The sequence below is a fragment of the Nocardioides sp. Z21_20 genome, assembly GCF_059766585.1.
In genome coordinates this window covers 511,393-537,208 of record NZ_JCBAJX010000002.1, presented here as the reverse complement: position 1 = coordinate 537,208, position 25,816 = coordinate 511,393, and the positions used below count along the sequence as shown (strand labels likewise).

Genomic DNA, 25,816 nt, shown 5'->3' with positions numbered 1-25,816 from the left:
CCTCGACCCTAGCCAGCCGGCTCACACCGCTACCCGTGCGCGAGCAGGCCCCGCACCACCCGCAGCCCGACCGAGAGCCGGGCCAGGTCGGCCCCGTCGTCGGCACAGATCTCCTCCAGCGTCGCGGCCGCGCGCTCGACGTGGACGCTGCCGGGGACGTCCCAGGCCGCGACCCGCTCCTCGGGTGCCCCGCCGGCCGGGGTGGAGGCGAGCACCTGCGCGGTGAGCTGGGCGTGCACGGCGTGCAGGTCGTCGCGCAGCGCGGCGCGGGCCATCGTCTGCCACCGGTCGCCCCGCGGCAGCGCCAGGATCCGCCCGACCAGCGGCGGCAGGCCGAGCCGCTCCCCCACCGCGAAGTGCACCCGGGTCACCTCCAGCGGGTCCAGCTCCTCGCGGGTCGCCGTCTCGACGATCCCCAGCAGCATGTACGCCGGGGGCAGCACCGCGACGCGGGTGGCCAGGTCCTCGGGCACGCCGCGCTCGACCAGCGCGTCGCGGCGCGTGGTGAACGCCTGGGCCTCGTGGCCGGTGAGCAGCTCGGGCAGCTGCGCCATCACCTGCTGCACGGTGACGTCGAAGAAGTCCACCACCGCCTCGGAGTCCATCGGCGGGCGCCGGTTGTCGACCAGCCAGCGCGAGGCGCGCTCCACCAGCGTGCGCATCTCCAGGCGCATGTGCGTCTGGACCTGCGCGTCCAGCACGTTGTCGTAGGAGGCCAGCTCGTCGCGCATGGCCAGCGAGCCGAAGATCTCGCGCGCCACGAAGTTCGCGCGGGTCAGCTCCGCGGGGCCGGCCCCGGTCTCGCCCTCCAGCCGGGGCCAGAAGGTCATCCCCGCTCCGTTGACGAGGTCGTTGACCACCTGGGTCACCACGATCTCGCGGCGCAGCGGGTGCTGGTCCATCTGCTCGCGGTAGGCGTGGCGCATCTTCTCGGGGAAGTAGCAGTACAGGTCGGCGCGCAGGAACGGGTCGTCGGGCAGGTCGGAGGCGAGCAGCTGGTCGGCCAGCACGATCTTGGTCCAGGCCAGCAGCACCGAGAGCTCCGGGACGCTGAGCCCCTCGCCGGCCTCGAGGCGGCGGCGCACCTCCGAGCGGGAGGGCAGCCCCTCCAGGTCCCGGTCGATGATCCCCTCGCGCTCGAGACGCTTGATCCAGTCCTCGTGCACGTGCAGCAGCGGCGCGGCCAGGCTGGCGGCGTTGGACAGCGCCAGGTTCTGCTCGTAGTTGTCGCGCAGCACCAGCTCGGCGACCTGGTCGGTCATCGAGGCCAGCAGCGTGTCGCGCTCCGGGCCGCTCAGCTCACCGGCCGTCACCACCCGGTCCAGCAGGATCTTGATGTTGACCTCGTGGTCGGAGGTGTCCACGCCCGCGGAGTTGTCGATGAAGTCGGTGTTGATCCGGCCGCCGCGCCCGTCCGCGCCGCCGACGGCGTACTCGATGCGGCCGCGCTGGGTCAGGCCGAGGTTGCCGCCCTCGCCCACGCAGCGCGCGCGCAGCTGTCCCCCGTCGACGCGGATCGCGTCGTTGGCCTTGTCCCCGGCGTCCGCGTGGCTCTCGGTGGAGGCCTTGACGTAGGTGCCGATGCCGCCGTTCCACAGCAGGTCGACCGGCGCCAGCAGGATCGCGCGGATCAGCTCAGCGGGGGTCAGCTTGACCACGGAGTCGTCGAGGTCGAGCGCGTCGCGGACCTGCGGGGTGATCCGGATCGACTTGGCGGTGCGGCTGTGCACCCCGCCGCCCTCGGAGATCAGCTCGGGGTCGTAGTCGCGCCAGCTCGACCGGGGCTGCTCGAAGAGCCGCCGGCGCTCGGCGTACGACGTCTTCGCGTCGGGAGCGGGGTCGAGGAAGATGTCGCGGTGGTCGAAGGCCGCGACCAGGCGGATGTGCTCCGAGCACAGCATCCCGTTGCCGAACACGTCGCCGGACATGTCGCCGATGCCGGCCACCGTAATGTCCTCGCGCTGGCAGTCGATGCCCATCTCGCGGAAGTGTCGGCGCACCGAGACCCACGCGCCGCGAGCGGTGATCCCCATCGCCTTGTGGTCGTAGCCGACCGAGCCGCCGGAGGCGAACGCGTCGCCCAGCCAGAAGCCGTACTGGGCGGCGACCTCGTTGGCGATGTCGGAGAACGTCGCGGTGCCCTTGTCCGCCGCCACCACCAGGTAGGCGTCGTCGCCGTCGTGGCAGACCACGTCGCTGGGGCGCACCGTGCGCCCCTCGACGAGGTTGTCGGTGATGTCGAGCAGGCCGGAGATGAACGTGCGGTAGCAGGCGATCCCCTCGGCCATCCACGCGTCGCGGTCGCCGGCGTCGGGCAGGTCCTTGCAGTAGAAGCCGCCCTTGGCGCCGACCGGCACGATCACGGTGTTCTTCACCATCTGCGCCTTGACCAGCCCGAGCACCTCGGTGCGGAAGTCGTCGCGCCGGTCCGACCAGCGCAGGCCGCCGCGCGCCACCGGCCCGAAGCGCAGGTGGACGCCCTCGACGCGCGGGGAGTGCACGAAGATCTCGAAGCGCGGCCGCGGCTGGGGCAGGTCGGGGATCTCGGTGGGGTCGAGCTTGAGGGAGAGGTAGCGGTGCCACCCGCCGGTGCTGCGCTGCTGGTAGAAGTTCGTGCGCAGGGTGCTGCGGATGTGCACCAGGTAGGAGCGCAGGATCCGGTCGTGGTCCAGGCTGGCCACGTCGTCGAGCGCCTGCTCGATGCGGTGCTCCACCTCCGCCATCAGGGCGTGGCGCGCCTCGTCGTCCGCGCCGGCGCCGGCGAGACCGGGGTCGAAGCGCGCCTCGAAGAGGCGCACCAGCAGACGGGTGATGTCGACGTTGGCGACCAGCGCGTTCTGGATGGAGGAGAGCGCGAACGGCGTGCCGCCCTGCTTCATGTACTTGGCGTAGGCGCGCAGCACCGTCACCTGGCGCCAGCTCAGCTCGGCGGCGAGCACCAGCTGGTTGAACCCGTCGATCTCGGCGGCGCGGTCGCGGATCGCGAGCAGGGTCTCCTCGAAGAGCTCGGCCGAGCCCGGGCGCGGCTCGGCGGCGTAGCGCAGGCCGAAATCGTAGACGTGGACCGGCTTGTCCAGCCCCTCGAGCGCGTAGGGCCGCTCGGCGACGACCTCCACGCCCATCGAGGACAGCATCGGCAGGATCTGCGAGAGCGAGAGCGGCGAGCCGGTGCGGAACACCTTGAGCCGGCCCTCCCGCGGCCCGGCACCCTCGGGGCGGTAGAGCATCAGGTCCAGGCCCTCGTCGCCCGCCCGAGCGGCGAGCTCCTCGAGACGGCCGACGTCGCTGGCGCCCACCCGGGGGCTGAAGTCCTCCTTGTAGGCCTCGGGGAAGGAGCCGGCGTAGCGGCGCCCCAGCCGGGCGCCCAGCGTCTCGCCGTACTCGGCGACGACGGCCGCCATGAAGTCGTCGCGCCACGAGCGCGCCGCCTCTGCCAGGGCCCGCTCGAGGTCCTCGATGTCGGCGTCCGCGATCAGCTGGCCCTCGGGGGGCCGCACCACGAAGTGGACGCGGGCCAGCGAGGACTCCGCGACGCGCGCGTTGAACTCGATGTTGTCCCCGCCCAGGTGCTCGGTGAGGATCGCCGCGAACTTCTCCCGGACGCCGGTGTTGTAGCGGTCGCGCGGCAGGTAGATGAGCACCGAGAGGTAGCGGCCGTAGGTGTCGCGGCGCACGAAGACCCGCAGCTGGCGGCGCTCGCGGGTGTACATCACCGCCTCGGCGATCGGGGCCAGCTCCTCGACCGGGGCCTGGAAGAGCTCGTCGCGGGGGTAGTTCTCCAACGTGTAGAGCAGGGTCTTGCCCGCGTGGCTGCGGGGGTCGAAGCCCACCCGGCGCAGCACGTCGAGCGCCTTCTCGCGCAGCAGCGGGATGCGGGTCAGCGACTCGGTGTAGGCGGCGCTGGAGAACAGGCCCAGGAAGCGGTGCTCGCCGACCACCTCACCGGAGGCGTCGAAGCGCTTGACGCCCACGTAGTCGAGGTGGACGGGCCGGTGCACGGTGGCGCGCGAGTTGGCCTTGGACAGCACCAGCAGCGTCTTCTCGCGGGCCCGCTTGGCGACCTCCGCAGGCAGCGGCGTGGTGTCGCTCAGGTCCGGGTCCGCGCGCAGGATGCCGAGCCCGGAGCCGGGTACGGCGTGCAGCACGTCGTCCTCGCCGTCGCGGACCAGGTCGTACTCGCGGAAGCCCAGGAACGTGAAGTGCTCCTCGGCCAGCCAGCGCAGCAGGCCGAGGCTCTGCTCCAGCTCGTCGGCGGGCAGCGCCGGGGGCGACTGCTCGACGTCGGCCACGATCTGCAGGGCCCGGGCCCGCATCTTGTCCCAGTCCTCGACCGACTCGCGCACGTCGCGCAGCACGCTCTGCAGCTGGGCCTCCAGCGCGGCGACGTCCTCGTCCTCGCCCAGCCGGTCGATCTCGATGTGCATCCACGACTCGCGCAGCGACTCGCCGCCGGGGACCGGGCCCTTGCGGCTGGGGTCCTCCCGGCCGCCGGGCACCACGCCCTCCTCGGCGGGGGTGACCGAGCGCAGGGCGCCGGCCACGTCGCGGGTCACCTCGAACTGGGGGTGCACGACCACGTGCACGCCGCGGTCCTGCCCGGCCAGCGCCATCGTCAGCGAGTCGACCAGGAAGGGCATGTCGTCGGTGACCACCTCGACGACCGAGTGCCCGCACGCCGTCCAGCCGTGCTCGGCCGCGGTCGGGGTGATTACCCGGACCCGGGCGGTGCCCTGGGGCCGGTCCGCGGCGAGCCGGTACTGCGAGGCCAGCGCGCCGTACAGGTCGACGTCCTCGCGATCGCAGACGTCCTCCGGCGCCACGTGGCGGTAGTAGCTGCGCAACAGCGCCGCCACGTCCTCGCGCGGTGGGCCGCCGGGCCTGGTGTCCTCCAGGGCCAGGTCGGTGGCCCTCCGGAGCAGCTCTGCCTTGTCGTCCTCGAGGGTGATGGGCACGTACCCGACCCTAGGACGCCGCCGTGAGCGGGACAACACCGCCCGGTGGCGGCCGGCCCAGGGGCCGCTCAGAGCCCGGAGCGGGCCTGCCACAGCAGCGGGAAGTAGCGCAGATCCAGGCGCGAGCGCAGGTACCCGGCGCCGCTGGAGCCGCCGGTGCCCGACCGGTCGCCGATCATCCGCTCCACCATCACCACGTGCCGGGCGCGCCAGGCGGCGGCGAGCTCGTCGTGCTGCAGCAGGGCCTCGGCGAGCGCCCACAGCTCGGCGTACGCCGCGCGGTCGTGGGCGATCGTGTGCAGCGCGGACAGCACCTCCGCGTCGTCGTCGACGTCCAGCCCGTGCGCGGCGAGCACCTCGACGAAGACGTCCCACAGCGTCGGCTCGGCCAGCCTGCGCTCGAGGCGGGCCCGCTCCTCGTCGGTGATCGCGCGGAACCGCTCGAGGTAGCCGCGATCGCCGGCCCCGGAGAGGAACTCCAGCTCGCGGAACTGCACCGACTGGAAGCCGCTGGCCGGGGCGAGGCGCTGGCGGAACTCGAGGAAGTCCTGCGGCGTCATCGTCTCCAGCACGTCGATCTGCCCGATCAGCGTCCGCTCGATCACGTGCACCCGGGCGAGCAGGTGCTGGGCCCACCACAGCTCGCCGCGGACCAGCGCGGCGCGGGCGGCGTCCAGCTCGTGCAGCAGCTGCTGGAACCACAGCTCGTAGACCTGGTGGACGGTGATGAAGAGCAGCTCGTCGTGGGCGGGCGGCTCGGACTCCAGGTGCTGGCAGTCCAGCAGCTGCGGCAGGCGAAGGTAGCTGCCGTAGGTGAGCTGGGCGCCCTGCTCGCCGAAGGAGACGTCGCTGTCGTGCCGGCGGGACCGTTCCTCGGTGGTCATCCACCGACCGTAACCCCGCGCCGGTGCCGGTGGTTAGGTCATCATGTCCCCCATGAATCGAGTCGTCGTGTCCTGTCCCGTCCCCTCCCGCCGCAACGGGGTCCGCTGAGATGGCCCGGCGGCTGACCCACGAGCTGACCTACGACGCGCCGCTGGCGCAGGTCTCCGCGATGCTGCGCGACCAGGGCTTCCGCGACCGGGTCTGCGAGGCCCGCCACGTGCTGCGCCACCAGGTGAGCGTGGTGCCCGACGGCGCGGCCACCGTCGTCACCGTCGACGAGCACGAGAGCGCCGAGTCGATCCCCGGCTTCGCCCGGAAGTTCGTCGGCGACGAGATCAACGTCGTGCAGACCGAGACCTGGACGTCGCCGGAGCACGCCGACGTGCACGTGACGATCCCGCACAAGCCCGGCGAGATCCACGGGACGATCCGGCTGGTCGAGGCCGAGGGCCGCACCACCGAGACCGTCGACCTGGAGATCAAGGTCGCCATCCCGATCGTCGGCGGCAAGATCGAGGGCCTGGTCAGCGACCTGCTGCTCAAGGCGCTGCGCATCGAGGAGCAGGTCGGGCGAGAGCACCTCGCCGGCTGAGGCCCGACGCGGCGCGGGAATGGTCCGCTCCCGGCCCGGGTTGGGCCCAGGGCACGAGCATCCCCCACCGGCAGGAGCCTGATCCACGTGACCGACCTCTTCACCCCCGTCCGCACCGCCTTCGGCGAGCTGCCCCACCGGGTGGTGATGGCGCCCCTGACCCGCAGCCGGGCGGGCGCGGGCATGGTCCCCACGGACCTGGCCGTGGAGTACTACGCGCAGCGGGCCTCGGCGGCCTTCATCGTCACCGAGGGGACCCAGCCCAGCGCCGTCGGCCAGGGCTACGCCGACACCCCCGGCATCCACACCGCCGAGCAGGTGGCCGGCTGGCGCCGGGTGAGCGACGCCGTGCACGCGCGCGGCGGGCGCATCGTGATGCAGCTGATGCACGCCGGCCGGGTCGCGCACCCCGACAACAAGCAGGGCGCCGAGACGGTCGCGCCGAGCGCCGTCGCGGCACCCGGGCAGATCTTCACCGCCACCGGCATGCAGGCCTACCCGGTCCCGCGGGAGTTGGCGGCCGAGGAGCTGCCCGGCATCGTCGCGGAGTACGTGCAGGCGGCGCGCAACGCCGTGGAGGCCGGGCTGGACGGGGTGGAGCTCCACGCCGCCAACGGCTACCTGCTCCACCAGTTCCTCGCCCCCGGCGCCAACCACCGCCGCGACGAGTACGGCGGCTCGCCGGCCAACCGGGCCCGGCTCACCATCGAGGTGGCCCAGGCCGTCGCCGCGGCGATCGGTCCCGAGCGGGTGGGCATCCGGATCTCCCCGGCCAACAACATCCAGGGCGCAGGCGAGGACGACCCGGCCGACGTCGAGGCGACGTACACGACGCTGCTGGAGGCGCTCGCGCCCCTCGGCCTGGCCTACCTCAGCATCCTCGCGGACCCGCGCCTGGAGCTGGTGCAGCACCTGCGCAAGCGCTTCGACGGGTTCACCGTGGTCAACACCGGCTTCGCCTCGATCACCACCTGCGAGGAGGCCGAGGCCTTCGTCGACGAGGACCTCGCCGACGCGGTCGCGGTCGGCCGCCCGTTCCTCGCCAACCCGGACCTGCCGCGGCGCTGGGCGCTGGGCACCGCGCTCAACCGGCCCGACTCGCACACCTACTACTCCGGCGGGGCCGCGGGCTACACCGACTACCCGTTCTTGGAGGGCTGATCCGAGGGCGGGGTCTGGGCGGGCCCGTCGGCCGTGCCGCTCTCCTCACGGGCGTCGCGGCGGCGCAGGAAGAACGCGACCACGCCGAGGAGCACGAACGGCCCGAACGCAAGGCCCACCACCAGCGCCTGCTCGTAGGCGTGCAGGGCCCCCATGTGCAACGGCAGCGAGACGGTGTTCATCGCCCCCGATGGTAGTCCCGGGGCCCGCTGTCAGCCCATGTGCGGGTAGCGGTAGTCGGTCGGCGCCACGAACGTCTCCTTGATCGAGCGCGGCGAGGTCCAGCGCAGCAGGTTCGCCGGGGCGCCGGCCTTGTCGTTGGTGCCGGAGGCCCGGGCCCCGCCGAAGGGCTGCTGGCCGACGACGGCGCCGGTGGGCTTGTCGTTGACGTAGAAGTTGCCGGCCGCGAAGCGCAGCTCCTCGGCCGCCCACGCCACCGCGCGCCGGTCGCGGGCGATGATCGCGCCGGTGAGGGCGTACGGCGCGACGGACTCGAGCTGGCGGGCCACCGCCTCGAACTCGTCGTCCTCGTAGACGTGCACGACGAGGATCGGCCCGAAGTACTCGGTGGAGAACATCTCGTCGGTCGGGTCGGTGGAGACCACGACCGTGGGCCGGACGAACCAGCCCTTGGAGTCGTCGGTCTGCCCGCCGGCGACCAGGTCGAGGTGCGCCACGCCCTGCACCCGGGCGATCGCCTCACGGTGCTTGGCGAACGCGCGGGCGTCGATGACCGCGCCCATGAAGTTCGACAGGTCGGTGACGTCGCCCATCTCGATCGCCTCCACCTCCGCGACCAGGTCGTCGCCGATGCGACTCCACAGCGAGCGCGGGACGTAGGCGCGCGAGGCGGCGGAGCACTTCTGGCCCTGGTACTCGAAGGCGCCGCGCACCATCGCGGTGCGCAGCACGTCCGGGTCGGCCGAGGGGTGGGCCAGGATGAAGTCCTTGCCACCGGTCTCCCCCACGATCCGCGGGTAGGAGCGGTACCCGGCGATGTTCGCGCCCACCGTGCCCCACAGGTGCTGGAAGGTCGGCGTGGAGCCGGTGAAGTGGATGCCGGCCAGGTCGGGGTGCGCGAGCGCGACCTCGGAGACGTCGCGGCCGTGACCGGGCAGCATGTTGATCACGCCCGGCGGCATCCCGGCCTCCTCGAGCAGCTCCATGGTGAGGCTGGCGGCCAGCTGCTGGGTCGGCGACGGCTTCCAGATCACGGTGTTGCCCATCAGCGCGGGCGCGGTGGGCAGGTTGCCGGCGATCGCGGTGAAGTTGAACGGCGTGATCGCGTAGACGAAGCCCTCCAGCGGGCGGTGGTCGGTGCGGTTCCACACGCCCGGCGCGTGCGCGATCGGCTGCTCGGCCATGATCTGGCCGGCGTAGTGGACGTTGAAGCGCCAGAAGTCGATCAGCTCGCAGGCGGCGTCGATCTCGGCCTGCACCGCGGTCTTGGACTGACCGAGCATGGTGGCCGCGTTGAGCCGCTGGCGCCACGGCCCGGCGAGCAGGTCGGCCGCCCGCAACAGCACCGCGGCGCGCTCGGTGTAGGGCATCGCCCGCCAGCCCGGGGCCGCCTGCGCGGCGGCCTCGACGGCGGCCCGCGCGTCGGCCGTGGTCGAGTCGTGGGTCACCCCCAGCACGTGCGCGTGGTCGTGGGGCTGCACGACCTGGATCTCCGCGCCGCCGCCGGGACGCCACTCGCCGCCGATGTACGCCGGCAGCTCGCGCTGGTGCGCCTCGAGCCGGTCCAGCTCCGCGACCAGCGTCTCGCGCTCGGCGCTGCCGGGTGCGTAGGTCAGGTTCGGCTCGTTGGTGGGGGGCGGCGGGAACGAGATGGCGTCCATCGTGTGATGGTGTCAGACCCGCACGACGCGCTCAACGTCACACCAGGTGGCGGATCTCCTGGGTCGCGAACCAGGCCAGGTCCTCGTCGGGGTCGGGTGCGTCGCCGGGCCAGTCCTCGGTGTCGACGTGGGCGGCGGCGACGTTCTTCCAGACCACGTCCGCGCTCACCTCGACGAGCGTGACGTCCGCGTCCCCGGTGGCCGGCGCGACGCAGGCCTCGGGCACGTCCGCGGCGACGACGTAGCGACGCGGGCGCTCCGAGCCGGTGCGCAGGCGCGCCGAGTCGGCCGCGGCGGCCATCAGCGCGGCGTACTCCCAGCCCTCGTCGTCACCCTCGCTCCACTCGCGGCGCAGCCCCTCGGTGACCGCGTGGGCGCGCAGCGGGCCCGCCAGGCGGCCCTGCTCGACCAGGGTCGCGAGCCCGGTCGCGGTGGTGGGCAGGTAGATCCGCACGCTCATGGCTCCGTCTTCTTCCTCGTCGTACGCCGTCCGCGGGGGGCTCGCGGGCGGGTCTCGCTGGCGCTGTCGACCAGCTCGTCGAGCGCCTCCAGCACGCACTGGCCCAGCACGTCGACGTCGGGCAGCGCGTCGCGGTCGGCGGTGATCCCGTAGTAGACGCAGCCGTCGTAGGAGGTGACGCCGATCGCGAGCGCGTGGCCGGGCAGCAGCGGGTGCAGCGGGTAGCTCTCCAGCATCTGGGCGCCGGCCGCGTAGAGCGGGAACTGCGGCCCGGGCACGTTCGTGACCGACAGGTCGAAGGCCCGCCGCTCGCTGGCGACCACCCGCGAGCCGAGCGCGTGGAACGTCGTCGGCGCGAAGCCGGCGATCCCGGCGAGACGGCGCGCACCGACGGCGCGGCCGGTCTCGCCGTGGGCCTTGAAGGAGTAGGAGACCTGGTGCAGGCGCACCACCGGGCTGGGCTCGCCGACCGGCAGGTCCACCAGGTGCCCGGCGATCTGGGTGCCCAGCGAGGTCGCCTCGAGCTCGTCGTCGATCACCGACATCGGCACCATCGCGCGCAGCTGCCGGGGCAGGCGGACGACCTCCTCGCTGGCCATCAGCCACGCCCGCAGCCCTCCGGTGACGGTGGCCAGGATGACGTCGTTGACCGTGCCGCCGTGCGCCCGGCGGACCTTGCGGTAGTCCTCGAGACTGGTCCGCACGGTGACGATGCGCCGCTGCTGGGACAGCTCGGCGTGGATCGGCGACTCCGGGGTGGTACGCCGGTTGGCCAGCGCGCTCGCCACCACCCCGAGCCCGTGCGCCACGGAGCCGACCGCCCGCAGCGCCGACTCGGTGTTGCCGATCACGGTGCTGGCGACCAGCGACGGGTCGGCGGCGGACTCGCGCAGCGCGTCGACGACCAGGGCGGCCGGGCTGGGGTGGCTGCGCGGGCGCCACTCGTCGGCGTCGAGCTCGGCGACGTCGGGGGTGACGTCGAGCACCACCTGCCCCAGGTCGACGGTCTCGACCCCGTCCACCAGCAGCTGGTGGGACTTGGCCAGCACCGCCACCCGGCCGCCCTCGAGGCCCTCGATGAAGTAGATCTCCCACAGCGGCCGGCTGCGGTCGAGGGGGCGCGAGACGATCCGGGCGGTGAGCTCGCGCAGCTGGTCCATGGTGCCGGGGCGCGGCAGGGCCGAGCGGCGCACGTGGTAGCCGAGGTCGAAGGACTGGTCGTCGACCCAGAGCGGGTTCGCGAGCCGCCCGGGGACCGGCTGGATCCGCTGGCGGTAACGGGGCACGAACGCGATCCGGTCGCGGACCAGGTCCACCGCCTGGCCGTACTCGAAGCCGGAGCGGCCCGGCTCGAAGATCTCCAGGGTCGCGTTGTGCAGCGGAGCGGTCGCGGACTCCCCGGCGAGGAACGCCAGGTCGCGCGGTCGGAGCCGCTCGGTCATGGGGTTCCCTTTCGTCGCGCCGCTTCGTCCGGCGATACACGGACATGGCATTCTGGCAGAGCCGCGACCGAGCGGTTGGCGTAGACACAGAGTTGGTTGACGAGAACGGAGCAAGACGTGGTGGTTCGGGCCGGAAAGGTGTCGGCTGCCGCCGTCGCCGCGCTGATGGTGCTGGTGACCGGCGGTTGCGGGGACGACTCGAAGGAGAGCGACGCACCGGCGTCCGGCTCGTCCTCGTCGGCCCCGGCGGAGTCCGGCTCGGAGTCGGCCGCGAGCGGCTCGCCCAGCGCCAGCGCCGAGGCCCCGGCGGCGAACACCATCGACGTCACCATCGAGGACGGCAAGGTCTCCCCCAGCGGCGACCGGGTCAAGGCGGCCGTGGGCGAGACCATCGTCTTCGCGATCACCTCCGACGTGGCCGGCGAGATGCACGTGCACTCCGCCCCGGAGCAGGAGATCGCCTTCACGCCCGGGACCACCGAGCACGAGCTCACCATCGAGACCCCGGGCGTGGTCGCCGTCGAGCTGCACGACCCGGCGCTGACCGTGGTCCAGCTCGAAGTCCGCTGAGGTGGGCGACCCCTCCTCCGCGCTCCGAGCGCACGGCATCGGCGGCGCCAAGGACCTCCCGATCCCGCCCGAGCTGGCGATCGTCGGCGCCGTCGCCGCGCTGGTGGTGTCGTTCACGGTGCTGGCGCTGGCCTGGCGCTCGCCGCGCTACACCGGCGAGAGCGGCGGGCGCCCGGCCCCGGCCTGGCTCGGGGAGCTGGTGGCGTCGCCGTGGTTCCGCGGCGCGCTGCGGGTCTTCGGCCTGGCCTTCTTCCTCTACACCGCCGTCGCCGCGATCTTCGGCCAGGACCTGGCCACCAACCCGTTCCTGGGCATCTTCTACGTCTACGTCTGGGTCGGGCTGGTCCCGCTCTCGCTGCTGTTCGGGCCGTTCTGGAAGGCGATCAGCCCGCTGCGCACGATCAACGCGCTGATCGCCCGGGTCAGCGGCACCGACCCCGGGCACGGGCTGTTCCGCTACCCCGAGCGGCTCGGCTACTGGCCGGCGGCGCTGGGCCTGTTCGCGTTCGTCTGGCTGGAGCTGGTCTACCCCTACTCCAGCGAGGTGGGCCCGACCCGCCTGTGGTGCGCGGTCTACGTGGCGGCGATGCTGATCGGCGGGGCGCTGTTCGGCAACCGCTTCTACGAGAGCGCGGACCCCTTCGAGGTCTACTCGACGCTGGTCGGCAAGCTGTCGGTCTTCGGGTGGCATCGCAGCGGCGAGGACTCGCGCGAGCTGGTGCTGCGCAGCCCGCTGGCCAACCTCGACACCGTCGAGGTGAGGCCGGGGCTGGTCGCGGTGGCCGCCGTGCTCTTCGGCAGCACGGCGTACGACTCCTTCAGCGAGTCCCCCACCTGGGTCAGCTACACCCAGTCCAGCGAGATCGCGACCGGCCTGCTCAACAACCTGGCGCTGCTCGCGTTCTGCGTCGGCGTCGGCGTCATCCTCAGCGTCGCCAGCATGGCCACCGGCGTCGGCCCCGGGGTACGGCGCGGCACGCTGCCGGACCTCTTCGCGCACGCGATGGTGCCGATCATCGTGGGCTACATCGTCGCCCACTACCTGAGCATGCTGGTCGGCTACGGCCAGCAGACGCTGATCCAGATGAGCGACCCGCTCAGCAACGGCAGCGACCTGCTCGGCACCGCCGACCTGCAGCCCAACACCTGGCTGACCTACCACCCGACGTTCCTGGCCAACACCAAGGTGATCGCGATCGTGATCGGCCACGTGCTCGGCGTGATCGCCAGCCACGACCGGGCGGTGCGGCTGCTGCCCAAGCGTCACCAGCTCGTCGGCCAGCTGCCGATGCTGATCGCGATGGTGGCGTTCACCGGAGGCGGGCTGTACCTGCTGTTCTCCTCCTGATCGTGCGCCGCGGGCCGGCGGCGACGGTGTGCGGGGCCAGCGCGTCGGTGAGCGCGACCAGCCCCCGGGCCAGCGCCGAGTCGCCGGTCTCCACCACGCTGCGTCCCGCGACCAGCGCCCGGTCGGCGCCGGCCCGGTCCTCGGGCAGGAAGTGCAGCCCGCGCAGCCGGGCGAACCCCTCGACCATCGCGGCGATCTCCCGCTCGGCCCAACCCAGCGTCGGGCGCATCCGGTTGATCACCACCCGCACCGGCACTCCCCCGGTGACCTCGCGCAGCTCGACCAGCCCGCGGGCCAGCCGGGACAGCCCGACCGGGTCGGCGTTGCCGACCACCACCAGCTCGTCGGCGCACTCGAGGGCCGCCAGCGTCATCTGGTGACGCCCCGGCCGGCCGCCGATCTCGGCGCCCAGGTCGTCCTCCAGCCCGGAGCCGGTGTCGACCACGACGTGGCCGCTCGCGCGGGCCAGCTCCAGCAGGTGCTCCACGGTGCCGGAGCGCACCTCCACCCAGCGGTCCGGGCGCGGCAGCCCGGTGACCACGCGCAGGTGCGCGCCGAGGGCGCGCTGGACCGTGGCGAACCTGCCGGCCAGCTCGCCGCTGCCCGCCAGCCGGGACGCGGAGAGCAGCCCGGAGACCTCGTCGAGGATGCCGAGCTGCTGGGCCACCGACGCGCCCTGCGGGTCGGCGTCGACCAGCGTGGTGGGCACCGCACGGCGGGCCAGCTCGGCGGCGATCGAGGTGGCCAGCAGGGTCCGCCCGGGAGCTCCGGCAGGACCCCACACCACGACCACGCGCCCCTCCTCGGGCGGGTCCGCCGGCTCCGGGTCGGCGGCACCCGGCTCCGGGGTGAGGCTGGGCGGCAGCTCGACGCGCGGACCGGGGCCCCAACCGGGGTCCGCGCCGAGCGCGGAGACGGTGTCGGCCAGCTGGTCCAGCGCGCGCGCCGGCACCAGCATGTGGATCCCGATCCGTCCGGCCCGGAGCCGGGCGGCCTCCTCGGCGAGCGGGTCCGGTACGACGCCGACGGCGCGGACGCGGTGACGGCGCAGGTGGTCCACGGCAGCCACGTCGAGCCCCGGGGCGTCGAGCGCGACCACGGCGACGTCGGCCTGTCCGGCGGCGGCGCAGGCCAGCAGGTCGTCGACGTCCACGCAGCGCTTGAGCACCACGACGCCGGGGCGCTCCTGCAGCACGCGCAGGGCGCCCGACTCCCAGGTCGCGCCCGAGGCGACCACCAGCACGCAGATCACCGCTCAGCCCTGCCGGGTCACGGTCACGGTGCCGGCGGCCGCAGCGCCGAGGGCGTCCCCCAGCCGCTCGGCCTGCTCGGGGGGCACCGCCACCACCAGCTGTCGCTGCCCGCTGCCGCCGAACTCGGCGCTGGCCCGGGGCGCCTCGATCACCACGACCTCCTCGAGGACCAGCACCGCGTCGTCCGTCTGACCCTCGGCGTCGGCGCTGCCGGGCGGGGGCGTCACCCAGACGTTCACCACCGAGCCGGACCCGACCGACGGGGGCACCAGCGCCGCCGCGAGGGGCACCTCCACCGCGCCGCTGTCCTCCTGCGAGCCCAGCGCCGAGACCGGCAGCAGCTCCCCGGCGCCGACGCTGCGGGTCAGCCGGCTGCCGTCGGGGGGCGGCTCCGCGGCGGCGAGGTAGCGCGCCGCGTCGTCGTCGGAGTCGAAGTGGACCCGGCGCTGGACCAGGTCCTCGGGCAGCACCGTGTCGCCGGCGCCCATCTCCTCGGCGACCGCCCACACCGCGACGGTCGCGTCGGCGCCGCCCACCACGCGAGCCCCCACCAGCACCGACACCGCCACGATGACGAGACCGATCCACAGCCGAGGATCGCGCCAGCCGGGCGCCGTGGCCCGCACGGCCGCGGGGGCGTCGTACGCCTCGAGAGACTGACTCACCCGCTCATCATGGCGTCAGAGGGGCGCTTCGGTCATCCGATTGTCCACAGGGGACCCGCCAGCGCGCCCCGCTGCCCGGCAAGGTGGCAGAGTTGTCCTATGGCCGCATCCCCCCGTTTTCTCACGCTGGCCGACGTGGCCGAGGTCCTGAACACCTCCAGCGCCCAGGTCTACGCCTTGGTGCGCCGCGGAGACCTGCCCGCGATCAAGATCGGCGGGCGGGGCCAGTGGCGCGTGGAGGCCGCGCAGCTCGAGCAGTTCATCGAGCGGATGTACGCCGAGACCCGCGACTTCGTCGACCAGCACCCGTTCGTGGAGGCCGAGGGTCGCCCCGAGGCCTGAGCCGCGGCGGGCTCAGCCCACCTCGGAGCCGAGGGTGACCTCGACCTCCCGCTCGGAGCCGTCGCGCTGCACCGTGAACGCGATCGTCTCGCCCGGCTGGTGGGTCCGGATGGCCACGATCAGGGAGATGCCGTCGGTGACCGGGTCGCCGTCGACCGCGGTGACCATGTCCCCCTCACGCAGGCCCCCCTTCTCGGCGGGTGTGCCTGCGTTGACCTTCTGGATCTCCGCGCCCGCGCCATCGCTGCCGCCGATGCGCACCTCGGCGCCGATCACCGGGTAGCGCGCCTCGCCGCTCCGGAGGATCTGGTCGGCGGTGGTGCGCACCTGCTCGATCGGGATCGCGAAGCCCACCCCGATGTTGCCGGACTCGCCGCCGAAGCCGCCGCCGGTGGTGGCGATCGCGGAGTTCACCCCGACGACCTGGCCGCTCAGGTTCACCAGCGGGCCGCCGGAGTTGCCGGGGTTGATCGCGGCGTCGGTCTGCACCGCGTTGATGTACGACGACTCGTTGTCGCTGTCGCCGGTGGTCACCGGGCGGTTCAGCGCACTGACGATCCCCGAGGTCACCGTGGAGCTCAGGCCGAGCGGGGAGCCGATCGCGATCACGCTCTCGCCGACCAGCAGCGACTCCGAGGCACCCAGCGCCGCGGGCACCAGGGAGCCGGGCTTCTTCGTCACCAGGACCGCCAGGTCGTAGACCGGGCTGCGCCCGACGACGGTGGCCTCGTAGCGCTTGCCCTCGTGGTCGATCAGCTCGATCGTGCCGTCCTTCTGGGCGGCCTCGGCGACGACGTGGTTGTTGGTCACGATGTGGCCCTGCTCGTCGAGCACGAAGCCGGAGCCGGTGGCGCCGCCCTCCTCCCCGCCGTACTCGGCGACGACCTGGACGGTGCTGGGCAGCAGCTCCTGGGCCACCGCGGCGACCGAGCCGTTGTCGGGCTCCAGCGGCGCCTCGGTGCGGGTGTCGACGCTGTCGAGGCCGCCGCTGACCAGGCCGCTGCCGTCCTCGGAGTCCTGGACCAGGGCGCCGCCGATCGTCCCACCGGCCAGTCCGACCACCAGGGCCAGCGCCGCGACCGCGGGCCAGAGCCAGCCCGGCACCCGGCCCTTCGGCGGCGGGGGCGTCATCGGCCGGGGCGCGAAGACGTACGGCGAGCCGGGGGGCGGCTGTGCCATCGGGTACGGCTGCGTGCCACCACGCGGCGGCCCGTCCTGCGGCTGCGCGGGCGGCGGGGAGCCCCAGGGCTGCTGGACGCGGGGCGGGGCGCCCGGCGGGGTCCACTGGTGGCCCTGCAGGGGCAAGGTCTGCTCGACGTCGTGCGGCTCGTCGGCCGACGGCGCCGCGAGGTCGTCGCGGGGGGCGTCGCTGGGGGCGTCGTCGCGCTGGTGGCGGGGCTCGTCGTCCGGGTTCACGGGGTCCATCTCACTCCATCGTGTGCTGGCGGGCCAGAGCGGGACCACTGCGTGGCTGACGCGACCGCGTCGAGGTGCTCGCCCTCGGGCGCGAAGGCGAGGTGCTGGGGCTCTGCACGGAGCCTGGGGAGGCGGGGGCGATCTGGCGGCCGGGGCTGATCTCGGCGGGCGGCGTGCGACGGTCCACGCCCGTGGAGCCACCGGAGACCGTGCCCAGCGCCAGCATCCCGACCATCGCCGCGCCGAGAGCCCCGGTGCCGAGCACGACGAGCCCGGTGCGGTGCCGCGAGCGGTGGACGACCCACACGGCGCCCGGCTCCGCGGCCGCGGAATCGCCGGCCGAGCCGTACGCGCTGGCGTGCAGGCGGGAGGCGTCGAGCAGGGACCCCTTGAGCCGGTCCGGGCAGGGGTCGGCGGAGGAGAGGTCGAGCCCGGCCAGGCGGGTCTTCACCCAGCCCTCGCGCTCGACGAGGTCACGGCACGGGTGGCAGCGGTGCACGTGGGCCCAGGCGCGCTCCTCCTCCTCCGGCGGCAGCTGGCCGTCCAGGAGGGCGCTGACCCGGTCGCCGAGGTGGCCCAGCGGCTGCCTCATCGGTCCCCTCCGGCGCCGCTGGTGCTCTCGCCGAGAGCGGGACCGGCGTAGCGCACCCGGCCGGCGGCGGGCGCGCGGTGGGCGAGCGCCGTACGCAGCATGGCGCGGCCACGGTGGATCCGCGAGCGCACCGTGCCGATCTTCGCGCCCAGGATGTCGGCGATCTCCTCGTAGCTCAGGCCCTCGACGTCGCAGAGCACCACGGCGGCGCGGAAGTCCGGCGGCAGGGTGGCCAGGGCGCGCTCGACGTCGTCGTCGAAGGTGCGCTCGGCGAACGCCGCGTCCGGGCTGGGGGTGCTGCTCTCCAGCCGGCCGGCGCGCTCGTCGGAGAGCGCGTCGAAGCGGATCCGCTGCTTGCGCCGGGCCTGGTCGAGGAAGAGGTTCGTGGTGATCCGGTGCAGCCAGCCCTCGAAGGTGCCCGGGGTGTAGGTCGACAGCGACCGGAAGACGCGGACGAACACCTCCTGGGTGAGGTCCTCGGCGTCGTGGCGGTCCCCGGTCAACCGGTAGGCGAGCCGGTAGACCCGTCCCGAGTGCTGCTCGACGATCTCGTCCCAGCTCAGTCCGGACTGGTTGCCGGTCTCGGTGGTGCCCACCGGGGCCTCCTGTGCGTTGCTGCGCGTGCTCGAGGTGAACAAGCGTCGTGCCTCCTCACCCTAGGAACCGCTGCTGAGAGGAGCCTGTGAACCAGCCACGGGTTGCTCCCCCACTTCCCTGCGTTCAACGCCTGGGGTGACACGATTGTTCCGATCCTCCCTGTGACCGGTCGCGATAGAGTCCACCCGAGTCGGTCGTCTGCCCGGCCAGTGCAGGCATTCGCCCCAGGAGGTCATCATCACCACCCCGATCAAGCCCGCGAGTTGGTCCTACGCCGAGGCGTTCGTCGCCGAGGACGACGTCCTGGCGGCTGCCCGCAGCCGGGCCGACGAGATGGGCGTGGTGCCGGTCAGCCCCGGCGCCGGCGCCACCCTGCGCTTCCTGGCCGCCCTGCTCGAGGCGCGCGCCGTCGTCGAGATCGGCACCGGGACGGGTGTCTCCGGGCTGTGGCTGCTGCGCGGCATGCGCGCGGACGGCGTGCTGACCACGGTGGACATCGAGGCCGAGCACCAGCGCCTGGCCAAGCGGAGCTTCAGCGACGCGGGGATCCCCGCCCAGCGGGCCCGGACGATCTCCGGCTCGGCCCTCGACGTGCTCCCGCGGCTGACAGACGGGCACTACGACCTCGTCTTCTGCGACGGCGAGAAGCAGGAGTACGGCGCCTACCTCGACGAGGCGCTGCGCCTGCTGCGCCCCGGCGGGATCGTGGTCTTCGACAACGCCCTGTGGCACGACCGGGTGGCGGACCCGTCCCAGCGCGACGCCGACACCGTCGCCATCCGCTCCCTGGGCCACCGCATCGCCGAGCACGACGCCCTGCTCTCGGTCCTGCTCCCCGTCGGCGACGGCCTGCTCGCCGCCAAGAAGGTCTGGTCCCCCGAAGCCGGCGCCTGACCCACCCGCCCTACGCCGAGTCGGCGCGAACTCACCCGCCGTACGACGCGAGTCGGCGTGAACTCACTCGCCGTGCGACGCGAGTCGGCGCGAACTCCGCAGTTCGCGCCGACTCGGCACGCTGCGGGTGCGAGTTCACGCCGACTCGGCGTGCTTTGGGTGCGAGCTCGCGCCGAGTCGGCGGGTCAGGCGCGGGGGGTGGCGTGGAAGCCGTCCCAGCCCTCGGCGATGGCGACGATGTCGCACTCCTCGATGAGGACCGGGGCGCTGCCGATGATCTTCGAGCCGGGGGCGTCGGCGGCCCCGGCGGCGAAGCCAGCCTGGAAGTCGGCGCGCGCCTGATCGGTGGCGAAGACGTAGCAGCCCTCGAACCACTCCCCCGGGCGCATCCGCCAGGTCTTGAAGCGCAGCCCGGCCATCCCGGTGAACCGGGCGTGCGAGGAGTCCGCGACGTACGACGCGAGCTCCTCCTCGACTCCGGCCGGAGCCTCATGCAGCGACCAGCGGACGGTCAGCCCCTTCACGAGACCCCGTCCAGCGGGTCGGGCCGGCCGAGCCAGGTGAGCAGGGCCCGGGCGCCGAAGCCGGTCGGACCGGCCGTCCACTCGTGCACGTCCTCGGGCGAGTCGCCGACCGAGGCGACGTCGAGGTGGGCCCACGGCACGTCACCGGCGAAGTGCTGCAGGAACAGCGCCGCGGTGATGGCGCCGGCCCCGCCGGCGGCGTTGTCGGCGTCGGCGACCTTCGAGGCGAGCTTCTCCTCGTAGTCGGCGACCAGCGGCATCCGCCACAGCGTCTCCCCCGAGACCTCGCCGGCCTCGCGGATCGACGCGGCCAGCGCCTCGTCGTTGGCGAAGAAGCCGCCGGTGCGCAGCCCCAGGGCCACCTTCATCGCGCCGGTCAGCGTGGCGATGTCGACCAGCGCGGCGGGCTTCAGCTCGCGGGCGGCGAAGGCGAGCGCGTCGGCCATCACCAGGCGCCCCTCGGCGTCGGTGTTGGTGACCTCGCTGGTGCGCCCTCCGTAGTGACGGATCACGTCGCCGGGGCGCAGCGCGTTGCCGCTGACGGCGTTCTCGGCGGCCGCGATCAGGCCGGTGACACGCACCGGGCAGCCCACGTCGGCCAGCGCGGCGAGCACCGAGATCACCACGGCGCCGCCGGTCATGTCGCGCTTCATGTTGACCATGGCCTCGCCGGGCTTGATCGACAGGCCGCCGGTGTCGAAGGTGATGCCCTTGCCGACCAGCACCACCCGCGGCGTACGACGATCGGCGCCGGGCGGCGTGTAGTCGAGCCGGATCAGCCGCGGCGGCGTGGCGGAGGCCTGCCCGACCGCGACGATGCCGCCGAAGCCCTCAGCGGCCAGCTCGGTCTCGTCGAGCACGGTGATCTCGAGGCCGGCCTCGTCGGCGACGAGGCGGGCCTGCTCGGCCAGCCAGCCCGGGTTCTTCAGGTTCGAGGGCACCGTGGCCAGCACCCGCGCCCGCCAGCCGGCACCGCCGAGGGCCAGGGCCCGGTCGAGCTCCAGGGCCCGCGCGTCGTCGTCCGCGTCCGGCAGGCCGGCGAGCACGATCCGGCCGACCGGGTGGTGCTCGGGTCCCTCCGAGCGCCAGTGGAAGACGAAGGAGCCCAGCATCGCGCCCACCACGAAGGCCTCCAGGCCGCCGTCGGGGGCGATCGCGGGCAGCGTCGTGGCCAGGCTGGAGCGGTCCCGGGTGGCGCGGGCCAGCGCGGCGCCGGCGCGCCGGAAGTCGACGGGCTGCTGCTCGCCGACGCCGACCAGGAGAACGGTCCTCAGCCGGTCGTTGTCGAGTCCCTGGGTGCCGAGCACCGGGAACGAGGTGATCTCACCGGTGCGGCCGGTCGCCTCCTGCTGCTCGAGCAGCTCGAGGAGGTCCACCCCGAGCGCCTCGGAGAGCTCCGCGCCCCCGGGGCCGAGCAGCACTGCGCCGCTGTCCTCGGAGGCGGACGCGCCGGGTGCGGGGATGACGGGCAGCGCCACCACCTCCACGCCGAGGATGGCGTGGGCGGCGGTGGCGCTGAGCGCGAACTCCGGCGGCGAGACCTGGCTGGGAAGCTGGGGCGTCACTGCGGTCGATGCGGGGGATGTCACGGCGATCAGCCGACGACGTCCTTGAGGGCGTTGCCCAGAGCCCCGGCCTCTTCGGCGTTGAGCTCCACCACCAGGCGGCCGCCGCCCTCGAGAGGCACGCGCATCACGATGCCCCGGCCCTCCTTGGTGACCTCCAGTGGACCGTCACCCGTCCGAGGCTTCATTGCCGCCATCCGTGCACCTCTTCTGTGAGTACGTGTTGTGGTACCTGCGCGCCCCGTGCGTCCTCCCCGGAGGTCCGGGGGGGGGCCGTGCGCCGCACCATTATCCCCCATCAGCGAAGTGACGCCGACCACAGGTCGGGCCACGGTCTCGCGAGGGGGTCTGCGCGGCGCTGCGACACGCTCGTCGCGGCACCCGGGGCGCTGGGCACCGTACCCACCTGCGCGGGATCGAACCCTCCGAGCGCTCGCCCACCGATAGGGTCACGCCATGTCCGACACGCAGTCACCCGAGTCCCCCGTCCTGCTCGACGTCACCGAGGGCGTCGCCACGATCACCCTCAACCGCGCCGGCGCGATGAACAGCCTCGACGTGGCCACGAAGGTCGCCCTGCGCGAGACCGTCACCAGCGTCGCCGAGGACCCCGCGGTGCGCTGCGTGGTGCTGACCGGCACCGGGCGGGCGTTCTGCGTGGGCCAGGACCTCAAGGAGCACATCGAGATCCTGCACAGCGACTCCAGCGAGCAGCTGTTCCGCACCGTCGACGAGCACTACAACCCGATCGTCACCGCACTGGCCACGATGGACAAGCCGGTGCTGGCGGCCGTGAACGGCGTCGCCGCGGGGGCCGGCGCGAGCCTGGCGATGGCCTGCGACCTGCGCATCGTCGCGGACACCGCCGGCTTCAACCTGGCCTTCGCCGGGGTGGCGCTCTCCTGCGACACCGGCGCCAGCTGGACCCTGCAGCGCCTCGTCGGTCCGGCCCGCGCGCTGGACCTGCTCTACTTCCCCCGCACGGTGCCGGCCGCCGAGGCGCTCGAGATCGGCCTCGCCAGCCGCGTGGTGCCCCCCGCCGAGCTCGAGAGCACCGTGCGCGAGCTGGCCGTCCGCCTGGCCGCCGGCCCGACGGTCGCGCTCGCCTCGATCCGCCAGTCGGTCTCCTACGCCGCCGGTCACGGCTTCGAGGACTCGCTGGCCTTCGAGAGCCGGATGATGCAGCGCACCGGGGCCACCGCCGACCACGAGAGCGCGGTGGCCGCGTTCATCGCCAAGCAGAAGCCGGAGTTCCAGGGCCGCTGAGGCCCGTCAGCGACGCGCCCCGAAGATCCTCAGCACCTGTCGGGGCGCGTCGACGCGCATCGTGCGCCGGCGCGGGGCGGCGCCGTACTCGACGGTGAGCGCGGACCCGGCGAAGGTGTGGTTGAACCACATCGTCATCGTCCCGTGGCACACGCTGCCGCAGGAGAAGGTCTTGCGCGGCAGCCGCAGCCCACGCGCCACCCGCCGCGCGAAGCCCTTCGACTTCGTGTCGGTGTCCACCCCGTGCAGCGGCTGGTGGAAGCTCAGGACGCGGTGCGGCTCGACGTCGTCGAGGAAGCCCATCACGGCGCGGGTCTCAGGCTCGGAGGCCGGTCGCCGGCCCGACTCGTAGTTGCCGTCGAGGTCGGCCCACCGGTAGGGGAAGTTGCGGTTCAGATCGACCCCGCGGGCGTTCTTGCGGGTGCCTCGGGCGAAGCCGTCGGGGTTGTAGGTGGGGATCACCCACAGGTCGACCCCGCGGATCGCCGGGCCGTCGCGCAGCGCCTCGAGGATCTGCTTGGTCCGGCGCTCGTTGCCGTGCATGGTCGAGATCAGCACGACCCGCTTCCGCCCGGGCTCGCCGAGGCGGAAGGCCCGGATCGCGCGCCCGCGCACCGAGCGGCCGATCACCCGGGTCTCGACCACCGCGGACCGCTCAGCGGCACTCTGCGACGACGCGGCCTCAACCGAGACCGCCGGGGCCCACGGCGTGGCCAGCCCGGTGGTCAGCCCGGTGGCCAGGGCGAGGGCGGCGACGAGGACCAGGAGACGTGAGCGCAGCATCCGAGAGCCTGAGCCTTCGCGGGTCAGACCGCGGCGACCAGGTAGGCGCCTGTGAACACGCAGGCGCCGACGAGCATGCCGACGTGGGCGAGGAGCGACAGCGCGGGGCCGTCGCTCCAGGTGTCCTCACGGCTGCCGGAGGCGTGCTTGCCGCGGGTGGGCGCCCAGCGCAGCAGGATCGCCAGGCCGGCCAGCGCGACCACCCACCACAGGCCCAGCGAGACGACGCCGAACCCGGCTCCGCCCAGCGCCGAGTCCTTCGGGGCGAGGAGGAAGACCAGCCATGTCACGATGGCCAGCGCACCGACCACCGTGTGCAGGTTCAGCAGCGCTCGGCCGACCCGGAACTGCCCCGCACCTCCGGTCTCCGAGCCCAGCCGGACCCTCGTGAGCACGACGACGACCGCGGCGAGGGCGGTCAGGATGTAGATGATCACCTGCGTGGACACCCGGGCAGTGTGCCCTAGTCCGGGTCGGGGCCGCCACGCGAGTCCGCGGGCGGTACGGCGCCGGGCCCGCCGGCGGCGTCCTCCTGCTGGCGGGCCAGCCGGTCGAGCAGGGCGTCGACCTCGGACATCCGGTAGCCCCGGAAGGCCACCGAGAAGCGCACCCGGCGCAGGTCCTCGGGGCGCAGCGGCCCCTCGGCCGGCACCAGGGCGTCGGGACGGTCGTCGTACACGTCGAGGAGCGGGTCGCCCCGCCCGGCGGCGACGAGCGCGACCCCGCCCATGGCGAGCACGATCAGGACCGCGAAGAACCAGACCATGGCGTCACTCCGGCTGCTCGGGAACGGGGTCGGCGGGCCAGTCGCCGTGTCGGGCCTCGACCATCAGCGAGACGGCGTGGTCGACGTCGTCGGTCAGCGTGATCAGGTCGAGGTCCTGCGGCGAGATCTTGCCCTCGGCCATCACCGTCTCGCGCAGCCACCCGATCAGCCCCTGCCAGTAGTCGACGCCGAGCAGGACGATCGGGAACGACGTCTTCTTGCCGGTCTGGACCAGGGTCAGCGCCTCGAAGAGCTCGTCGAAGGTGCCGACGCCGCCGGGCAGGACCACGAAGCCCTGGGAGTACTTGATGAACATGGTCTTGCGGGCGAAGAAGTAGCGGAAGTTGATGCCCTTGTCGACCCACTGGTTGAGCCCGGTCTCGAAGGGCAGCTCGATGCCGAGTCCGACACTCACCCCGCCGGCCTCCGAGGCGCCCTTGTTGGCGGCCTCCATCGCGCCGGGACCGCCGCCGGTGACGACCGCGAAGCCGGCCTCGGCGAGCTTGCGCCCGACCTCCTCGGCCATCGCGTAGTGCGGGTGGTCGGCCTTGGTGCGCGCGGAGCCGAAGACGCCGATGGCCGGGCCCAGCTCTGCCAGCGCGCCGAAGCCCTCGACGAACTCGGCCTGGATCCGCAGCACCCGCCACGGGTCGGTGTGCACCCAGTCGCTGGGCCCGCGCGAGTCGAGCAGCCGCTGGTCGGTGGTGCCGTGGTCGACCTGGCTGCGCCGCATCACCTCGGCGCCGCGACGGCGCACCCGGGTGCGGTCGTGCTCTCCGACGGGGTCGGTGGCCGGGGGTGTGGTCATCGGGAGCCTCCCAGCCAGCGCCGCAGCTGCTGCTCGCAACGGGTGATGTGCTCGATCGGCACGTGTTCCTCCTGCTTGTGGGCCAGCACCGGGTCGCCGGGGCCGAAGTTGACCGCCGGGATGCCCAGCGCGCTGAAGCGCGCCACGTCGGTCCAGCCGAACTTCGGCGCCACCTGGCCGCCGACCGCCTCCACGAACGCCGCGGCGGCGGGCACCGTCAGGCCGGGCAGCGCTCCGGGTGAGGTGTCGGTGAGGCGTACGTCGTAGCCGGCGAAGAGCTCGCGGCAGAACGCCTCGGCCTCGGCCTCGGAGCGGTCCGGGGCGAAGCGGTAGTTGACGGTGACGACGCACTCGTCGGGCAGCACGTTGCCGGCGACGCCACCGGAGACGAAGACGGCGTTGAGGCCCTCGTGGTACTCCAACCCGTCGATCACCGGCTTGCGGGGCTCGAACTCCTCCAGGGTGCGCAGGATCGCGCCCGCCTTGTGGATGGCGTTGACGCCGCGCCAGCTGCGCGCGGAGTGGGCGCGCTCCCCTGAGGTGCGCACCTCGACGCGCAGCGTGCCCTGGCAGCCCGCCTCGACCGAGGCGTTGGAGGGCTCCATCAGGATCGCGAAGTCCGCCTCGAGCAGCTCGGGGTGGCTCTCGGCGAGCAGCTTGAGGCCGTTGTGCACCGCCTCGATCTCCTCGGCCTCGTAGAGGATGTAGGTGACGTCGCGGTTGGGCTCGGGCAGCGTCGCGGCCAGGTGCAGGATGACCGCGTCGCCGCCCTTCATGTCACAGGTGCCCAGGCCGTGCAGCAGGTCGCCGTCGCGGCGCGCCGGCAGGTTGTCGTTGAGCGGGACGGTGTCCAGGTGACCGGCGATCACCACCCGCTCGGGCAGCCCCAGCTCGGTGCGGGCCACCACCGTGTGACCGTGCCGGGTCACGCGCAGGTGCGGGTAGGCGCGCAGGGCGGCCTCGACCGCGTCCGCGATCGGGCCCTCGGCACGACTCACCGACTCGATGTTGACCAGCTGCTCGGTCAGGGCCACGACGTCGGCCTCGAGGTCCAGCGGGGTCACAGCGGCTTGCGTCATGGTGCCATCCAACCA

The 25,816-nt window shown here is 73.3% G+C and carries 26 protein-coding genes; 7 read left to right on the top strand and 19 right to left on the bottom strand.

Features of this window, described 5'->3' with window-relative positions:
* Positions 1–29 precede the first annotated feature (29 nt).
* Together AC6EH9_RS06250 and AC6EH9_RS06245 are read right to left on the bottom strand one after the other, a co-directional pair.
* A complete protein-coding gene (locus tag AC6EH9_RS06250) occupies positions 30–4,952 on the bottom strand; it encodes an NAD-glutamate dehydrogenase (RefSeq protein ID WP_498421632.1) in 4,923 nt (1,640 codons plus the stop codon).
* A 68-nt stretch (positions 4,953–5,020) separates the two neighbouring features.
* The gene (locus AC6EH9_RS06245) at positions 5,021–5,836 is read right to left on the bottom strand and encodes a tryptophan 2,3-dioxygenase (RefSeq protein ID WP_498421631.1); all 816 of its coding nucleotides are present in this window, start codon (positions 5,834–5,836) and stop codon (positions 5,021–5,023) included.
* A gap of 110 nt (positions 5,837–5,946) precedes the next feature.
* Here AC6EH9_RS06245 and AC6EH9_RS06240 point away from each other — a divergent pair, with 110 nt between their 5' ends.
* Together AC6EH9_RS06240 and AC6EH9_RS06235 are read left to right on the top strand one after the other, a co-directional pair.
* Positions 5,947–6,429 (top strand): DUF2505 domain-containing protein, encoded by a 483-nt coding sequence (locus tag AC6EH9_RS06240; RefSeq protein ID WP_498421630.1) that lies wholly within the window; start codon positions 5,947–5,949, stop codon positions 6,427–6,429.
* A gap of 87 nt (positions 6,430–6,516) precedes the next feature.
* On the top strand, positions 6,517–7,590 hold the full coding sequence (locus tag AC6EH9_RS06235; RefSeq protein ID WP_498421629.1) for an alkene reductase: 1,074 nt from the start codon (positions 6,517–6,519) through the stop codon (positions 7,588–7,590).
* On the opposite strand, the gene AC6EH9_RS06230 is transcribed toward AC6EH9_RS06235, so the two are convergent.
* The 4 genes from AC6EH9_RS06230 to AC6EH9_RS06215 are packed head-to-tail and all read right to left on the bottom strand — an operon-like array spanning position 7,569 to position 11,333.
* Complete coding sequence (locus AC6EH9_RS06230) at positions 7,569–7,772, bottom strand: hypothetical protein (RefSeq protein ID WP_498421628.1); 204 nt, start codon at positions 7,770–7,772, stop codon at positions 7,569–7,571. The genes AC6EH9_RS06235 and AC6EH9_RS06230 overlap by 22 nt on opposite strands.
* A gap of 30 nt (positions 7,773–7,802) precedes the next feature.
* Positions 7,803–9,431 carry an L-glutamate gamma-semialdehyde dehydrogenase gene (gene pruA, locus AC6EH9_RS06225; RefSeq protein ID WP_498421627.1) on the bottom strand — a complete coding sequence of 543 codons (1,629 nt, stop codon included), beginning with the start codon at positions 9,429–9,431 and terminating at the stop codon, positions 7,803–7,805.
* 37 nt (positions 9,432–9,468) lie between these two features.
* Positions 9,469–9,891: a DUF6912 family protein gene (locus tag AC6EH9_RS06220; protein WP_498421626.1), complete on the bottom strand. Its 423-nt coding sequence runs from the start codon at positions 9,889–9,891 to the stop codon at positions 9,469–9,471.
* Complete coding sequence (locus AC6EH9_RS06215) at positions 9,888–11,333, bottom strand: WS/DGAT/MGAT family O-acyltransferase (protein WP_498421624.1); 1,446 nt, start codon at positions 11,331–11,333, stop codon at positions 9,888–9,890. The genes AC6EH9_RS06220 and AC6EH9_RS06215 overlap by 4 nt, the downstream gene beginning before the upstream one ends.
* 117 nt (positions 11,334–11,450) lie before the next feature.
* Here AC6EH9_RS06215 and AC6EH9_RS06210 point away from each other — a divergent pair, with 117 nt between their 5' ends.
* Complete coding sequence (locus AC6EH9_RS06210; protein WP_498421622.1) at positions 11,451–11,903, top strand: hypothetical protein; 453 nt, start codon at positions 11,451–11,453, stop codon at positions 11,901–11,903.
* Between the two features lies 1 nt (position 11,904).
* Complete coding sequence (locus AC6EH9_RS06205; protein WP_498421620.1) at positions 11,905–13,251, top strand: hypothetical protein; 1,347 nt, start codon at positions 11,905–11,907, stop codon at positions 13,249–13,251.
* On the opposite strand, the gene AC6EH9_RS06200 is transcribed toward AC6EH9_RS06205, so the two are convergent.
* Complete coding sequence (locus AC6EH9_RS06200) at positions 13,214–14,503, bottom strand: CpaE/TadZ family protein (RefSeq protein WP_498421617.1); 1,290 nt, start codon at positions 14,501–14,503, stop codon at positions 13,214–13,216. The genes AC6EH9_RS06205 and AC6EH9_RS06200 overlap by 38 nt on opposite strands.
* Positions 14,504–14,506: 3 nt before the next feature.
* Complete coding sequence (locus AC6EH9_RS06195) at positions 14,507–15,169, bottom strand: hypothetical protein (RefSeq protein WP_498421615.1); 663 nt, start codon at positions 15,167–15,169, stop codon at positions 14,507–14,509.
* 99 nt (positions 15,170–15,268) lie between these two features.
* Between AC6EH9_RS06195 and AC6EH9_RS06190 the strand changes: the two genes are divergently transcribed.
* On the top strand, positions 15,269–15,511 hold the full coding sequence (locus AC6EH9_RS06190) for a helix-turn-helix domain-containing protein (protein WP_498421612.1): 243 nt from the start codon (positions 15,269–15,271) through the stop codon (positions 15,509–15,511).
* A 12-nt stretch (positions 15,512–15,523) separates the two neighbouring features.
* Here AC6EH9_RS06190 and AC6EH9_RS06185 read toward each other — a convergent pair whose 3' ends face one another.
* Genes AC6EH9_RS06185 through sigE form a run of 3 tightly spaced genes read right to left on the bottom strand, consistent with a single transcriptional unit; the run spans position 15,524 to position 18,115 of the window.
* Positions 15,524–16,936 carry a S1C family serine protease gene (locus tag AC6EH9_RS06185; RefSeq protein ID WP_498421610.1) on the bottom strand — a complete coding sequence of 471 codons (1,413 nt, stop codon included), beginning with the start codon at positions 16,934–16,936 and terminating at the stop codon, positions 15,524–15,526.
* Between the two features lies 1 nt (position 16,937).
* A complete protein-coding gene (locus tag AC6EH9_RS06180) occupies positions 16,938–17,519 on the bottom strand; it encodes an anti-sigma factor (RefSeq protein ID WP_498421608.1) in 582 nt (193 codons plus the stop codon).
* Entirely contained in the window at positions 17,516–18,115 is a 600-nt protein-coding gene (gene sigE, locus AC6EH9_RS06175; RefSeq protein ID WP_498421606.1) for an RNA polymerase sigma factor SigE, read from the bottom strand. The genes AC6EH9_RS06180 and sigE overlap by 4 nt, the downstream gene beginning before the upstream one ends.
* Positions 18,116–18,449: 334 nt before the next feature.
* Between sigE and AC6EH9_RS06170 the strand changes: the two genes are divergently transcribed.
* Positions 18,450–19,010 carry an O-methyltransferase gene (locus AC6EH9_RS06170; protein ID WP_498421604.1) on the top strand — a complete coding sequence of 187 codons (561 nt, stop codon included), beginning with the start codon at positions 18,450–18,452 and terminating at the stop codon, positions 19,008–19,010.
* 185 nt (positions 19,011–19,195) lie between these two features.
* Here the strand turns inward: AC6EH9_RS06170 and AC6EH9_RS06165 are convergent, their stop codons facing one another.
* From AC6EH9_RS06165 to AC6EH9_RS06155, 3 genes are read right to left on the bottom strand one after another with little or no spacing between them, the layout of a single operon-like run.
* Positions 19,196–19,534, bottom strand: a complete 339-nt coding sequence (locus AC6EH9_RS06165; protein WP_498421602.1) for a hypothetical protein — start codon at positions 19,532–19,534, stop codon at positions 19,196–19,198.
* Positions 19,531–21,123, bottom strand: coding sequence for a leucyl aminopeptidase family protein (locus tag AC6EH9_RS06160; protein WP_498421599.1), 1,593 nt, complete (start codon positions 21,121–21,123; stop codon positions 19,531–19,533). The genes AC6EH9_RS06165 and AC6EH9_RS06160 overlap by 4 nt, the downstream gene beginning before the upstream one ends.
* Positions 21,124–21,128: 5 nt before the next feature.
* Positions 21,129–21,296 carry a DUF3117 domain-containing protein gene (locus AC6EH9_RS06155; RefSeq protein WP_081795029.1) on the bottom strand — a complete coding sequence of 56 codons (168 nt, stop codon included), beginning with the start codon at positions 21,294–21,296 and terminating at the stop codon, positions 21,129–21,131.
* Positions 21,297–21,555: 259 nt separating this feature from the next.
* Here AC6EH9_RS06155 and AC6EH9_RS06150 point away from each other — a divergent pair, with 259 nt between their 5' ends.
* Positions 21,556–22,365, top strand: coding sequence for an enoyl-CoA hydratase/isomerase family protein (locus AC6EH9_RS06150; protein WP_498421596.1), 810 nt, complete (start codon positions 21,556–21,558; stop codon positions 22,363–22,365).
* A 6-nt stretch (positions 22,366–22,371) separates the two neighbouring features.
* Here the strand turns inward: AC6EH9_RS06150 and AC6EH9_RS06145 are convergent, their stop codons facing one another.
* From AC6EH9_RS06145 to dapE, 5 genes are read right to left on the bottom strand one after another with little or no spacing between them, the layout of a single operon-like run.
* On the bottom strand, positions 22,372–23,148 hold the full coding sequence (locus AC6EH9_RS06145; RefSeq protein ID WP_498421593.1) for a DUF2817 domain-containing protein: 777 nt from the start codon (positions 23,146–23,148) through the stop codon (positions 22,372–22,374).
* A 23-nt stretch (positions 23,149–23,171) separates the two neighbouring features.
* The gene (locus tag AC6EH9_RS06140; RefSeq protein WP_498421591.1) at positions 23,172–23,597 is read right to left on the bottom strand and encodes a hypothetical protein; all 426 of its coding nucleotides are present in this window, start codon (positions 23,595–23,597) and stop codon (positions 23,172–23,174) included.
* Between the two features lie 14 nt (positions 23,598–23,611).
* The gene (locus AC6EH9_RS06135; protein WP_498421589.1) at positions 23,612–23,914 is read right to left on the bottom strand and encodes a DivIVA domain-containing protein; all 303 of its coding nucleotides are present in this window, start codon (positions 23,912–23,914) and stop codon (positions 23,612–23,614) included.
* 4 nt (positions 23,915–23,918) lie between these two features.
* Positions 23,919–24,722, bottom strand: a complete 804-nt coding sequence (locus tag AC6EH9_RS06130; protein ID WP_498421587.1) for an LOG family protein — start codon at positions 24,720–24,722, stop codon at positions 23,919–23,921.
* Complete coding sequence (gene dapE / locus AC6EH9_RS06125) at positions 24,719–25,801, bottom strand: succinyl-diaminopimelate desuccinylase (protein WP_498421584.1); 1,083 nt, start codon at positions 25,799–25,801, stop codon at positions 24,719–24,721. Before dapE ends, AC6EH9_RS06130 begins: the two co-directional genes overlap by 4 nt.
* Positions 25,802–25,816: the final 15 nt, after the last annotated feature.

Coding starts and splice junctions, on each gene's coding strand:
- AC6EH9_RS06245 (WP_498421631.1), bottom strand. CDS start 5,836: ATGACCACCGAGGAACGGTCCCGCCGGCACGACAGCGACGTCTCCTTC.
- AC6EH9_RS06240 (WP_498421630.1), top strand. CDS start 5,947: ATGGCCCGGCGGCTGACCCACGAGCTGACCTACGACGCGCCGCTGGCG.
- AC6EH9_RS06230 (WP_498421628.1), bottom strand. CDS start 7,772: ATGAACACCGTCTCGCTGCCGTTGCACATGGGGGCCCTGCACGCCTAC.
- pruA (WP_498421627.1), bottom strand. CDS start 9,431: ATGGACGCCATCTCGTTCCCGCCGCCCCCCACCAACGAGCCGAACCTG.
- AC6EH9_RS06220 (WP_498421626.1), bottom strand. CDS start 9,891: ATGAGCGTGCGGATCTACCTGCCCACCACCGCGACCGGGCTCGCGACC.
- AC6EH9_RS06215 (WP_498421624.1), bottom strand. CDS start 11,333: ATGACCGAGCGGCTCCGACCGCGCGACCTGGCGTTCCTCGCCGGGGAG.
- AC6EH9_RS06190 (WP_498421612.1), top strand. CDS start 15,269: ATGGCCGCATCCCCCCGTTTTCTCACGCTGGCCGACGTGGCCGAGGTC.
- AC6EH9_RS06185 (WP_498421610.1), bottom strand. CDS start 16,936: ATGGACCCCGTGAACCCGGACGACGAGCCCCGCCACCAGCGCGACGAC.
- AC6EH9_RS06180 (WP_498421608.1), bottom strand. CDS start 17,519: ATGAGGCAGCCGCTGGGCCACCTCGGCGACCGGGTCAGCGCCCTCCTG.
- AC6EH9_RS06170 (WP_498421604.1), top strand. CDS start 18,450: ATGGGCGTGGTGCCGGTCAGCCCCGGCGCCGGCGCCACCCTGCGCTTC.
- AC6EH9_RS06155 (WP_081795029.1), bottom strand. CDS start 21,296: ATGGCGGCAATGAAGCCTCGGACGGGTGACGGTCCACTGGAGGTCACC.
- AC6EH9_RS06150 (WP_498421596.1), top strand. CDS start 21,556: ATGTCCGACACGCAGTCACCCGAGTCCCCCGTCCTGCTCGACGTCACC.
- AC6EH9_RS06145 (WP_498421593.1), bottom strand. CDS start 23,148: ATGCTGCGCTCACGTCTCCTGGTCCTCGTCGCCGCCCTCGCCCTGGCC.
- AC6EH9_RS06135 (WP_498421589.1), bottom strand. CDS start 23,914: ATGGTCTGGTTCTTCGCGGTCCTGATCGTGCTCGCCATGGGCGGGGTC.
- AC6EH9_RS06130 (WP_498421587.1), bottom strand. CDS start 24,722: ATGACCACACCCCCGGCCACCGACCCCGTCGGAGAGCACGACCGCACC.
- dapE (WP_498421584.1), bottom strand. CDS start 25,801: ATGACGCAAGCCGCTGTGACCCCGCTGGACCTCGAGGCCGACGTCGTG.